This is a genomic window from Novosphingobium chloroacetimidivorans (assembly GCF_014204535.1).
Classification (GTDB): domain Bacteria; phylum Pseudomonadota; class Alphaproteobacteria; order Sphingomonadales; family Sphingomonadaceae; genus Novosphingobium; species Novosphingobium chloroacetimidivorans.
The window spans coordinates 71,312-82,755 of record NZ_JACHLR010000008.1; the positions used below are offsets into that span (position 1 = coordinate 71,312).

An 11,444-nucleotide genomic window follows, 5' to 3' on the forward strand; every position below is an offset into this window, starting at 1 on the left:
CCAGCAAGTACCCCGAAGGAGAAGTCCCCATGAACATCAACGCCGATACAAGCGCTCTTGCGGCCACCCCGCTCACCGGCAACCGCATGCAGCGCGACAGCAATGCCTCTTCCAGCTGGTTCGAGGCTTTCGCGCAGGCCTGGGGCAAGGCCCTCGACAACCAGGCCGCGGTCATCGAACAGCGCTCCGATACCTTGGGAGACGGTGGCGACAACCCCAGCGCCATCACCCAGCTGACGGCGGAATCGCTCAAGATGAGCTTCCTGTCGAACAGCTCGCACAGCTCGCTCGACAGTGTCGGCAAGGCGCTCGAAACCATGGCGCGCAAGGGCTGATCATGGCCATCGAAAGCATCGCGGCGGCTTCGGCCGCCGCGTCCGCCGCTCCGCCGCCGCGCTCGGTCGATCTCGGATCGGCCGTGCCGCAGCAGCCGACGCCGCAGATGGCGGGGCAGTTCGACAATGCACTGGCCCAGTCGGGTGCGGTCGCACCAGCGGGCGAAGTGCCGGCCGCGATCAAGACCATGCTGTCGCAGCTCGACAAGGTGAACGGCGAGGCCAAGTCGGTCACCGACTACGCCAAGACCGCCGAGGCCTCGGGCGGCGAACTCACTCCGGGCGAAGTCGTCCAGCTGACGATGCGCTGCCAGGAGTTCATGTTCCACTGCCAGCTCACGTCCAACATCGCCAACCGCAGCTCGGACGGCATCCAGCAGTTGTTCAAGCAACAGGGCTGACCATCATGCGCGCATTCCGCCTCGCCTTCCGCCGCCTCGGGCTCGTGCTCGCGGTGCTCGCCATGCCTCTCGCGCTTGCCGGGTGCGGGGAGCAGGACCTCTACAGCAAGCTGTCCGAAAGCGAGGCGAACGAAATGGTCGCCGCGCTGGGCCAGGCCGACATCGCCGCCAGCAAACGCGAGGCGGGCAAGGAAGGTTGGAGCGTCGCGGTGGATCAGGAACAGTTCCCCCGCGCCGTCGACGTTCTGCGCGCCAAGGGCCTGCCGCGTGACAAGTACGCCTCGCTCGGCCAGATCTTCGAGAAGAAGGGCTTCGTCTCCTCTCCCATCGAAGAGCGCGCGCGGCTGAACTACGGCTTGTCGCAGGAGTTGAGCCACACCGTCAGCGAGATCGACGGGGTGGTGGAAGCGCGCGTGCACCTGGCGATCCCCGAAGCCGATCCCCTGTCCGACAAGGTAAAGCCCTCGTCAGCGGCGGTCTTCGTGAAGTACCAGCCCGGCTTCGACCTGCGCGGCGAAACTGGCGCGATCAAGGCGCTGCTGACCAACAGCGTCGAGGGGCTCGCCTACGATCGCGTCTCGGTGGTCATGGTCGCCAGCCAGGCGGCGGCGCAGGACACGGCGATGTCGCTGTCGAACACCGGCTCGTTCGCGACTGCCGGGATCCTGGGCGCGCTGGGGCTGGGCGGTCTGGCCGCGGTGTTCCTGCGCGGCCGCAAGCTGCAGCCGCGCCGACACTCCAACCTTCCGGAGCCGGCCGAATGAAGGGTGCCGCCGCGCGGGCGCGGCTGGCGAGTGCCGCTGGCCTCGCCCGCTCGCTCGACCTTGCACCGACGCGGGCGCGCCGCCTTGCCGGAGCCTCTGCGCAAATCCGGCTGTCGCTCGCCGAGCTGGGCAGCTGGCCGCAATGGCCGCGCGAGCCCGAGGCGGAGCAGCGGCGCATCTTTGCCGTCACTGCCCTGCGTGCCAGCGACGACGCGCTGCGCACGGTGATCTCGGGCGACACCTTGCGCGCGTACGCCGCCCAGATCGGTGAAGCGCTGCTTGAAGACGTGCTCGCGAAGCCGGGGCAGGGCGCTGCGCCCTTGCCTCCTCCCGCCATGCTGGCCGCCGCCGGGCAGGCGACCGCGCACAAGGCCTTGCCACCCCGGTTGGCGGAGCGCCTTGGCGCATCGGGCCTGCACGACCGCGAAGCCGCGCGCCACGTGGCGGAGGCCGAAGCGCTCGTACGCATGGCACCGGAACCTGCGGCATGACCTTCTACCTTGTCCACCGGGACAGCCAGGCGCTTGTCGCCACCGACCGTCCGCTGCTCAAGGCGCGAGAGGCGGATCGGCTCACACAGGCCGCGGCCTTGCTCTCTCGGGCAGAAGCGCTCCAGGCCCAGTCGCACCAGCGCTGCGAGGCTGCCGAGCACGAGGCTTTCCGGAAAGGCCATGCCGAGGGTCTGGAAGAAGGACGACGCGCCTTCCTTGCCGCCGTCGCGGACCTGACCGAGCAGGTCGAGACCTGGCGTCAGACGCAGGAGCGCGAGGTCGGAGCTCTTGCCTTGGCAGCGCTGCGGCGGATGGTCGACGACATTGGCGACGAGGCAATGATGGCCGGCATTGCACGCCGCGCGGTCGCTGCGGTGGCCAGCGGATCGGACGTGCAAGTCCACGTTGCGCCCGAACTGGTCGAGGCGGTCGGCGATGCCTTCGCCGATGAGGAGACCTTGCGCGCCGTCGCCATCCGCCCCGACCCAAACCTCACCGCGCATCAATGCCGCGTCGTGACCGGAGAGGGGCGGATCATCGCCGACCTTTCGGTGCAATTGGCCGAGATCGAGAAGCGCTGGAGCCTGGCCCATGTCGATTGAATCGCAAGTCAGCGTCCTGTTCGGCCAGCTCGACGAAGCGCCGCCCTTCGAGCAGCGCGGCCGCGTCAAGGCGGCGGTCGGCACTGCGATCCGCGTGGGCGGCATCACCGCGCGCGTCGGCCAGACTTGCGCCTTGCTCGACCGTTCGGGCGAACCGAGCCTCTACGCCGAGGTGGTGGGCCTGGTCGATGGCGAGGTTTTGCTCGCCCCCATGGGGGACTTGCGCGGGCTTTCCAGCGAAACCGAGGTGACGGTCCGGGTCGGCGAGGATCATGTGCCGGTGGCGGAATCGCTGCTCGGCCGTGTCGTCGATTCGCGCATGCGTCCGCTCGACTTCGGCGAGCCGATTGCGGGCGATGCGCATCAGCCGCTCCATGCGCCTGCGCCCAATCCGATGGCGCGACAGCGGATCGAACACCAGGTGCAGACCGGCGTGCGCGCGATCGACGGCTTGCTGCCGATCGGCCGAGGCCAGCGCATGGGCGTCTTCGCTGCGGCCGGCGGGGGCAAGTCGACGCTTCTGGCGACGCTCGCTCGCCACTCCCAAGCCGACGTGATTGTGATCGCGCTGATCGGCGAACGCGGGCGCGAGGTGCGCGAGTTCGTCGAGGATACGCTCGGCCCCGAGGGCTTGGCGCGCTCGGTGGTGATCGTCGCCACTTCGGACCGCCCGGCGCTCGAACGCGCGCGCGCCGCGCATGCCGCCACCGCCGTCGCCGAGGGGTTCCGCCGCGCCGGCAAGCACGTGATGCTGCTGATGGATTCGGTCACCCGCTTCAGCCGCGCCTTGCGCGAGATCGGGCTGTCGGCCGGCGAGCCCCCAGTACGGCGCGGTTATCCACCCTCTGTGTTCGCCGAGTTGCCACGTCTGTTCGAGCGCGCCGGTTCCGACGAGCATGGCGCGATCACCGGCATCTACACCGTGCTGCTCGAAGACGAGGAAGATGATCCGATCGGCGAGGAAGTGCGCTCGCTGCTGGATGGACACATCTATCTGTCACGCAAGCTGGCCGCCAAGGGGCACTATCCCGCCATCGACGTGCTCGCCAGCCAAAGCCGCTTGCTGGGGCAGCTCACCACGCCGGAGCAACGCCGCGCCGCGATCGGGCTGCGAACCAGCCTGGCCAAGCTCGACGAGATGGAGCTGATCGTGCAACTCGGCGAGTACAAGCCCGGCCACGATGCCGCCGCCGATCGCGCCATGGCGGCGCGCGATGGCATCGAGAGTTTCCTGCGCCAATCCAGCGGCGAACATACGCCGCTGGGCACCACCCAAGCCCTGTTGAGAGGATTTGACTGATGGGACAATCGGCAGAGCAGTTCGTTCCGATCATTGGCATCCGCCGCCGCGAGCGCGACCGTCGCGAAACCCAGGCCCGGAATGCCCACGAGGCGTTCGACCATGCAGAGCGCGCGCTTGAGGAGGCTCGGCGCGCGGTCGAGAGCGCTTGCCGCAGCTGCGAGGCCGCCGAGCGCGCCCGCGCTGCAGCGCCCTGCGACGCACTCGTGGCGGACTACCTGCGGGCCGAGCAGCAGAAGCTCGCAACCTGCAAGCAGGATGCAGCCCTGCGCGCCGACGCCCTGCATGGCCTCCGGCGCGATCTGGCCGCGGCTCAGCACGAACGCCAGCGCGCGCAAGTTCGTCTCGATGTGCTCGAAAGCGAGCACGCCACGGCCCAGAGCCGCGAGCGGCGTCGCAGCGAGCGCAAACGCGAGGGCGCCTTGCCGACCGCGCTGCCGATCGCACTGGCGGGTTCGCCGTGCTGAACGCCGCTGCCGCGAGCGCGCCGCAGCGTTCGGCCGGCGCCGCGCCTGCGCGGCCCGACCGTCTGGCTCCAAAGCAGGATCACGGGAGCGAAGCGGCAGAGGCCTTCCGCGACAAGCTGCAGGCGCTCGGCAAGGATAAGGCCGAGGGTCCGCGCACCTTGCGCAAGCGCGAGATGCACAAGCCAGACGAGCTTGCACTTGCCGCACCGCCAATGGAGGCGACGACCCACCATCTCGCACGGGGTCAGCAGGACGGGCGGGCGGTTGCCGAAGCGAGCGTCGCCCCGTCGCCGCAGCCGCTCGGACACCATGCCGAGGGCGCGGTCGCGGACATGGGCGCGCGCTCCGGCGATCCCGCCAGCGCATCCCTGACGGCACGGTTCGCCGAGCGCCTGGGTCTGCCGTCCCACACAGCGGGCGAGACGCACGTGCAACTCGATTCCTCGCGTTATGGGGTGAGCAACGTCACCATGTCCGGTCGGTCGGAAGAGGGAATGTCCCTCCTTTATGACGGCGGGTCAGCCGATGGAAACGGGAGGCAGCACGACGAGGAAGCGCTTCGGCAGCGGCTGGAGGCGAGGGGATTGAAGGTGGCAGGGATCCATCGCAAGTCGTAGCCGCCTGCGTCGCGGGTGATCGACGATCCTCGATCTATCATCTCGCTTGGGGAGGGGCGCTCGGTCCGCTCTGAAAACGCACTGCTGTGAGATAGATCACTTAGTTTAGACCCGGATCTATCCAGACCTTGCACGTCGAGATCGGGGATGATCCAAGCAGAGCGCGCCTTCAAACGTCTTGGACCGCCACTGACACCCCGTGTGTGCGGTTGCACGCGGTGGAGATGCGACGCGCGCAGTTCCGCATGCCAGGATGGCGCGCATGATAACGATCTCTGGCCGGCGGCTATCTTCACGATCGAGGGCTTCGGGCTCGTCTCGCCGGTGACGTGAACTATGCTTCGTAAATCTCTCGCAACGCTGGTCGGAGCGTCAGCCGATCGAGAAGGGAGACGATGGCTGCCTCAGGCGGAGCATCGCTCTGGCTTAGCCACCAGGACAGGATCTCGAAGGTACCGTTGACACTCCACGCGGCACAGTGATCGGATGGTAGCTCAGGTTGAAGATACTCCGCGATGTCCCGGCTTCGGGATAGTGCGCGTGCCGCCATTTCCTTTTGAACGACGCTTTTGACGTGCGTGGTGAGCAGTATCTGCCACAGCTTTGGATTTTCCATGATCATTTCGATGATCGCGCCGCTCGACGAAGGCGGATCTGCAAGCGCAAACCGTCCCAGCACCAAATCCACCAGGCGCTCGATCGGGCGATCTATGATGCCCTGAAGGACATCCGTGAGCGATCGGAAGTGTCGATAGAATGTGGCCCTGCTTACGCCTGCCTCGCCAATCAGTCGGTTCACGGTGATATGCTGCGGCTCTATCGTCTCGAGTAGCGACAGATACGCTCTTTGCAGATCGACGATGACATATTCACGCCTCGTGTCGACATCGGAAGCCGTTTTGTAAATTGCTTGTCTCCAATCTCGTTTATCTGGGGCCGAACAGCGCGGAAGCAGGGATGACGAGCGCATCCGACTTGACCGGCGCAATGCCACTCCGCCTGGATCGACAACGCGACGCGCAATCGATTTGTATCTCTCTTTTGCCTTCGCGTTTCCGATCTCGGTCCAAGCATGACGTTGGCCCACGCCCGGCCCGGCAAGTCTTGCGAGCCTGCATCCACTGTGGTTGACTGCACTCCGTTTGAACGACTATGCGAGTTGTGATCGCATAGATGCTTAGCAACGTCGAGGCGCGTCGATAGGAAGTCGCTCGATCTGGTCTCGACGGGGCCAGAGGATGCAAACTAGGTGGATGATGATGAGCACGGATCGGGTAGTTGTTGTCACGGGCGGCGCATCTGGGATCGGCTTGGGGGTCGTCGAGCGGTTCGCAGCCAACGGTCACCCGGTCGCGATGCTGGACGTCCAGGATGCTGCGCTTAAAACCGAGAGCGAGCGGCTGAGGAGCCAGGGCTTCCAGGTCCTGTCCTACAAGGTCGACGTCTCGAGCCGTGAACAGGTCGAAGCGGCATACGCGTCCGTTCGCGAGCAGCTCGGGCCGATCGCCATCGTCGTTGCCAACGCGGGTATTTCGGAAGGCATCGCCTTCGCCGATGTCAGCGTGTCCACGTGGCAGCGGATGATCGACATCAACCTGACCGGTGTTTTCCACACCGTCCAGGCCGCCCTGCCGGACATGGTTGCGGCCAAGTGGGGACGGATCATCACCATCTCGTCGCACGCGGCGCAGTCAGGCGCGGCCGACCGAGCCCACTACTCGGCAGCCAAGGCCGGTGTGATCGGCCTGACCCGGGGATTGGCGCGTGAGTACGCGGCCCAAGGCATCACCGTGAACACGATCCCGCCTTCGGTGGTGGCGACGCCCATGGCGGAGCAGGGCATCCAGCTGGGAACCTTCCCGCCGCTTGAGGTCATCGCGCAGCATATCCCGATCCCGCGGCCAGGCACGCCAGAGGACATCGCGGCGGCCTGCGAGTATCTCGCATCCGATGGCGCCAGTTACGTGACCGGCGTCGTTCTTCCCGTGAATGGTGGCATGTTCATCGGCTAACCGCTGCTATCAAGCCATAACAAAGCAAAAGTCTGGAGAGGTATGATGAATCAGCACGTGGGCGAGCCCCTTCGCGTCGTTCAATGGGCAACCGGAACTGTCGGTGCCGCCGCAATGCGGGCGGTCATCGATCATCCCGAACTCGAACTCGTAGGCGCAAAGGTCTATTCCGAGAGCAAGGAAGGCCGGGATATCGGCGAGCTGTGCGGTCGTCCGCCGCTCGGCATCAAGGCGACACGCGACTTGCAGGCGATCATCGCGCTCAAGCCGGACTGCGTGCTGTACATGCCCGAAAGCACGATCCTGGACGACGTCTGCGCGCTGCTAGAGGCCGGCATCAATATCTCGACCACTCGGGCCGAGTTCTTCTTCGCCGATCGCATGGACCCGGCCGTGCGTGAGCGCGTCGAGGCTGCTTGCAAGGCGGGCAACAGCTCGATCCATGCATCCGGCAGCAGCCCCGGCTTCATCACCGAGGCACTGCCGATCGCGGTGCTGTCGTTGTCCCGGAGATTGGACCTGCTGGTAATCGACGAGTTCGCCAACTGCGTGGACGGCTGCTCGGAGGAGATGCTCGTGGGGATCATGGGCTTCGGAGAGGCTCCGGAAGTCTTCGCCAAGCGTGTGCACGAGGACCGTGATGAGGTCTTCAAGCATTCGCTGGCGGCTCTCGCCGCAGGGCTCAAGATCGATCTCGAGGACGACTTCGATTTCGAGACCGAGGTCGCTCTAGCAACCGAAGACACCAAGCTACACACGAGCACCATTCCGGCCGGCTCCGTAGCCGGGCAGCGGGTGACGGTAACCGGAAAGCGCAACGGCGAGCCGATCATGCGCTTTCGCTCGAACTGGTTCGTCACGACGGCGCTCGAGCCGCGCTGGGACGTGCTGCCGGACGGTTGGCGGGTGAACATCCATGGTGACACGCCGGTGCAGCTCGACATCAGCTTCCCAATGCCGATCGAGGAACGCCAGGCGACGCTGCCGAACCTGACGGCGCACCGTCCGGTGAACTCCGTCCCGTATATCTGCGCCGCAGGTCCCGGGCTGCTCACCACGGCGCAGTTGCCGCAGGTCGTGCCCAATCTCGGATAAGCTCGCCCGCATCGCGCTACCCCATCAATGATCGAAGGAGGCCCGCAGTGGCTGTAAAAGACGTAGCTTCGCATACACTGCAACAGCTGATCTCGCTTGAGGGGCGCGGTGCGGTCGTCACCGGTGCAGCCTGGGGGCTGGGCCGTGCCACCGCCAGGCGCCTGGCCGAAGCGGGGGCATCGGTCCTGATCGCCGATCTCGATCAGGAGAAGGCCGCTGCGACAGCGCAGGAACTGGCGCAGGAATACGGCGCCAAGGTCCTGTCGATAGCGATGGACGCCAGCGATCCCGCCGCGATCACAGCCGCGGCGGACTTTGCCCTGAGCGAGTTCGGCAAGCTCGACATCTGGGTCAACAACGCCGGCGTGCCGTCGCACGTCCCCTTGCTCGATCTCACCGACGAAGAGTTCGACAAAGTGCAAGCGATCAACCTTCGCGGCACGTTCGTCGGTGCGCGTGAGGCGGCCAGGAGGATGATTGCCGCGGGACATGGGGGTGTGATCGTCAACGTGGCGTCGCTGGCGGGCCTCGCCGGCATCTCGACGGGCCAGACCGCCTACGTCGGTTCCAAGCACGGGGTCGTCGGGCTGACACGGCAGATGTCGATCGAACTGGCCCCGCACGACATTCGCGTGATGGGCGTCGCTCCGGGTGTTTCGCTGACGGAGAAGACCATGTTCCTCGCGGATTGGGACGAGGAAACCGCGCGAAAGAGCGGCATCCCCGGGATCGGCGGCAGCCGCCTTGGCCGCCATGGTGTCGCGGACGATATCGCGCGGTCCATCCTGTTCTGCGCTTCGGACATGTCGATGTTCATGACCGGTTCCACCCTGGTTCTGGATGGCGGCATTCTCGCCTGAATGGGTCAAGGCAGCTCGTGGCGGCCGAAACCGCTGCGAGCTGAGACCTCAGGCCGCGCGCGGCGGCGTAGAGGCGATGTTGTCGACCAGTTGGTACAGCATGTGGGCGATTTCTTCGCTGCTGTAAGCGTGCTCGTCCTGCGCCAGCCACCACGATATCGTCTCGATGATGAGCATGGTGCTGCAAGTCACCGCGAGTTCTTCCGGTATCCAGCTCTTCGCGCCGGTATGTCTGATGGCGACATCCATTGATAGACGCAGATACTCCTCTCGCATTGCCAGCCTCGCGCCGCCGTTCAGCAGCGCCTTCCACAACGAGCGGTGACTGCTGACGTATTCACATAGCGCCAAGTTGCCTTCCAGGCTCAAGCCCGCAGGCAGCGAGATCGCCACCAGACGATTGATCTCCTCTGCCGCAACCTTGTCGAGCAGGGACTCTTTGTCGGCATGATGGCGGAAGAAGGTCGCGTTGTGGACGCCCGCTTCTCTGGCGATCTCCCGCACGGTGATCTGGTCGAAATCCTTGCGCTCGAGCAACCGGAGCAAGGCTTTGCGCAAGGCTGTCGCGCTGCGGATCTGGCGGGGATCCCGGGCGCTCTGGGCATAGAGGCGCCGCACCCGGTGCGAGGCGCCGTGCTCTACGTCCGCCGCGTCGACCTTCCTCGTTACGAGTAGATCATCCACCAGATCTCGCGCCCGCGTCTTACCTTCGATGCCCATCACCGCTTAGATGTACAAGCTCACGAATTAGTCAAACACAAGATGCGTGTAGTCTGGTGGGCGAAGCGCCATGAAACGATGTCAGCTGGTCCAGAACAGTCGCGACAAGGGGGAAGCGCAGCGGAGCCGCGCTTCCCCCTTGTTATGCGTCTCAGGCGTGGGACAGCGATGCCAGGTCGGCGTCTACCGCATCGAGTATCTCAGTGGTGAGCTGTCCCGGAGCGAACGCCTGGATGGCCCGAAGCGTCATGCCGGACGCCATGGCAAGCTGCTTGTCGCTGCTCATGCCGGGAAGGTGCTTGTCGAGGACGGCCTTGGCGGCGTCGTTCGCAAGCAAGTCGCCGATCTTGGTCTCCTGCGTCGACAGCGCCTTGGCGGGCGCTGCGGCCGGCGCGGCCTCAGGCTCTACCGGCTTGAAGTTCGCGGAGGGCGTCAGCTTCACCTGCAATTCGGACAGGCCGCGGATGATGAAGCTCGGCTCGAAGTCGAGATCGCGCTGACCCTTGGGGCCGTGCTTGTTCTCGTCGATCTCGATGTTGCTGGTGTGCTCCAGGAACTTCTCCAGGATCACGCGAACCTCGACGCGGGCGAGGGGGGCGCCGGCGCAGGTGTGGGCGCTGCGTCCGAAGGCGACATGCTCCTTGATGCGCGGGCGCTTCAGCACAAACGCGTTGGGATCTTCCCAGCGGCGTGGGTCACGATTGGCTGCCGCGATCGCCAGAAGGATCTTGGTGCCGGCGGGAACCTCCAGGTCGCCGACCTTGGTGTCTCGGCGGGCGAGGCGGGCCGTCTGCTTGGTCGAACCTTCCAGTCGCAGCACTTCCTCGATCAGTGCAGGCACGAGCGAGGGATCCGCACGAAGCTCTTCCTGCAAACCGGGCACGTCGACGATATAGCGCATGGCGTTACCCAGCAGCTTGGCGCTGGTATCCTGACCCGCGCCGAACATGAACATGCCCAGCTTCACGATGTCGGTGGGTTCCGGCTTGGTGCCATCCGGATACGTGCCCTGGACCAGCTCGGTCAGCACGTCATCGCGCGGATTGGCGACGCGATCGAACACGTAACCGGCAAAGTACGATCCCATGATCGCGAACGGATGGTTCTCCTCGTCGAGAGCCATGTCGCCCTCGAGGTTGCCCGGGCAAGGCGCTTGGGCAATGACGTCCATGAACTTCTGCCGATCTTCCATCGGAACGCCGAGAAGGTCAGCGATGACCATGGTCACGAACGGGGTTGCGATCTCCTTGACCAGATCGATCTGCCCCTTGGCAACCGCCTTGCGCACCATGCGGTCGGCAAAGTCGTCGAAGAAGGCTTCGTTCGCCTTCAGACGCGAAGGCGTGAACAGCGTGTTGACCAGCGCGCGCATGTTGGTGTGCGGCTTGTCATCGAGGTTCACCAGCAGGTCGCCGCCGTGAAAGTCGAGACGGTGAGCCTCGATCTGGTCGGTGATGTCCGAGCCTTCCGGGGTGAAGGGAAGCGGAAGCGCCGCGCCCTGCAGGCCGATGATGGCGGAGAAATCATTGGTGTTGCGCATGATCTCCAGCGTCTCGGCAAAGCCAGTGACGACGAGATAATCGCGACCTTCCGGCTGGTAGATTGGGCCATGCTCGCGCACGGCTTCGAACCATGCATACGGGTCTTTCAGGACCTCGTAGTCGGTGAAATAGTCGCGGTTCACGAGCTCGTTCATTGATGGTAGGCCTTCTCTATGCGATAGTATGTCGCTTAAATCCCGCGCCTCCAAACGTCAAGTCGATGGCGGCCCGAGGATGAA

14 protein-coding genes are annotated in these 11,444 nt (G+C 65.3%); 11 read left to right on the plus strand and 3 right to left on the minus strand.

The window, feature by feature from the left end; translation table 11 throughout:
* Positions 1 to 29: 29 nt before the first annotated feature.
* The 8 genes from HNO88_RS10640 to HNO88_RS10675 are packed head-to-tail and all read left to right on the plus strand — an operon-like array spanning position 30 to position 4,977.
* Entirely contained in the window at positions 30 to 335 is a 306-nt protein-coding gene (locus HNO88_RS10640) for a hypothetical protein (protein ID WP_184244914.1), read from the plus strand.
* Positions 336 to 337: 2 nt separating this feature from the next.
* Positions 338 to 736 (plus strand): EscF/YscF/HrpA family type III secretion system needle major subunit, encoded by a 399-nt coding sequence (locus tag HNO88_RS10645; RefSeq protein ID WP_184244916.1) that lies wholly within the window; start codon positions 338 to 340, stop codon positions 734 to 736.
* Between the two features lie 5 nt (positions 737 to 741).
* Entirely contained in the window at positions 742 to 1,500 is a 759-nt protein-coding gene (sctJ, locus tag HNO88_RS10650) for a type III secretion system inner membrane ring lipoprotein SctJ (protein WP_184244918.1), read from the plus strand.
* Complete coding sequence (locus HNO88_RS10655) at positions 1,497 to 1,991, plus strand: hypothetical protein (protein WP_184244919.1); 495 nt, start codon at positions 1,497 to 1,499, stop codon at positions 1,989 to 1,991. Before sctJ ends, HNO88_RS10655 begins: the two co-directional genes overlap by 4 nt.
* The gene (locus HNO88_RS10660; RefSeq protein WP_184244921.1) at positions 1,988 to 2,593 is read left to right on the plus strand and encodes a FliH/SctL family protein; all 606 of its coding nucleotides are present in this window, start codon (positions 1,988 to 1,990) and stop codon (positions 2,591 to 2,593) included. The genes HNO88_RS10655 and HNO88_RS10660 overlap by 4 nt, the downstream gene beginning before the upstream one ends.
* Positions 2,583 to 3,893: a FliI/YscN family ATPase gene (locus tag HNO88_RS10665; protein WP_184244923.1), complete on the plus strand. Its 1,311-nt coding sequence runs from the start codon at positions 2,583 to 2,585 to the stop codon at positions 3,891 to 3,893. Before HNO88_RS10660 ends, HNO88_RS10665 begins: the two co-directional genes overlap by 11 nt.
* The gene (locus tag HNO88_RS10670) at positions 3,893 to 4,360 is read left to right on the plus strand and encodes a hypothetical protein (RefSeq protein WP_184244924.1); all 468 of its coding nucleotides are present in this window, start codon (positions 3,893 to 3,895) and stop codon (positions 4,358 to 4,360) included. Before HNO88_RS10665 ends, HNO88_RS10670 begins: the two co-directional genes overlap by 1 nt.
* A complete protein-coding gene (locus HNO88_RS10675) occupies positions 4,354 to 4,977 on the plus strand; it encodes a hypothetical protein (protein WP_184244926.1) in 624 nt (207 codons plus the stop codon). Before HNO88_RS10670 ends, HNO88_RS10675 begins: the two co-directional genes overlap by 7 nt.
* A gap of 334 nt (positions 4,978 to 5,311) precedes the next feature.
* Here the strand turns inward: HNO88_RS10675 and HNO88_RS22020 are convergent, their stop codons facing one another.
* Positions 5,312 to 6,064, minus strand: coding sequence for a TetR/AcrR family transcriptional regulator (locus HNO88_RS22020; protein WP_221419952.1), 753 nt, complete (start codon positions 6,062 to 6,064; stop codon positions 5,312 to 5,314).
* Between the two features lie 172 nt (positions 6,065 to 6,236).
* Between HNO88_RS22020 and HNO88_RS10685 the strand changes: the two genes are divergently transcribed.
* Genes HNO88_RS10685 through HNO88_RS10695 form a run of 3 tightly spaced genes read left to right on the plus strand, consistent with a single transcriptional unit; the run spans position 6,237 to position 8,944 of the window.
* Positions 6,237 to 6,989, plus strand: a complete 753-nt coding sequence (locus HNO88_RS10685) for an SDR family NAD(P)-dependent oxidoreductase (RefSeq protein WP_184244930.1) — start codon at positions 6,237 to 6,239, stop codon at positions 6,987 to 6,989.
* A 57-nt stretch (positions 6,990 to 7,046) separates the two neighbouring features.
* Positions 7,047 to 8,084, plus strand: coding sequence for an NAD(P)H-dependent amine dehydrogenase family protein (locus HNO88_RS10690; RefSeq protein WP_312857052.1), 1,038 nt, complete (start codon positions 7,047 to 7,049; stop codon positions 8,082 to 8,084).
* Positions 8,085 to 8,131: 47 nt separating this feature from the next.
* Complete coding sequence (locus tag HNO88_RS10695) at positions 8,132 to 8,944, plus strand: SDR family NAD(P)-dependent oxidoreductase (RefSeq protein ID WP_184244934.1); 813 nt, start codon at positions 8,132 to 8,134, stop codon at positions 8,942 to 8,944.
* A gap of 48 nt (positions 8,945 to 8,992) precedes the next feature.
* Here HNO88_RS10695 and HNO88_RS10700 read toward each other — a convergent pair whose 3' ends face one another.
* Complete coding sequence (locus HNO88_RS10700; RefSeq protein WP_184244936.1) at positions 8,993 to 9,664, minus strand: TetR/AcrR family transcriptional regulator; 672 nt, start codon at positions 9,662 to 9,664, stop codon at positions 8,993 to 8,995.
* Between the two features lie 151 nt (positions 9,665 to 9,815).
* Positions 9,816 to 11,360 carry a cytochrome P450 gene (locus tag HNO88_RS10705; RefSeq protein WP_184244938.1) on the minus strand — a complete coding sequence of 515 codons (1,545 nt, stop codon included), beginning with the start codon at positions 11,358 to 11,360 and terminating at the stop codon, positions 9,816 to 9,818.
* Between the last annotated feature and the right edge of the window lie 84 nt (positions 11,361 to 11,444).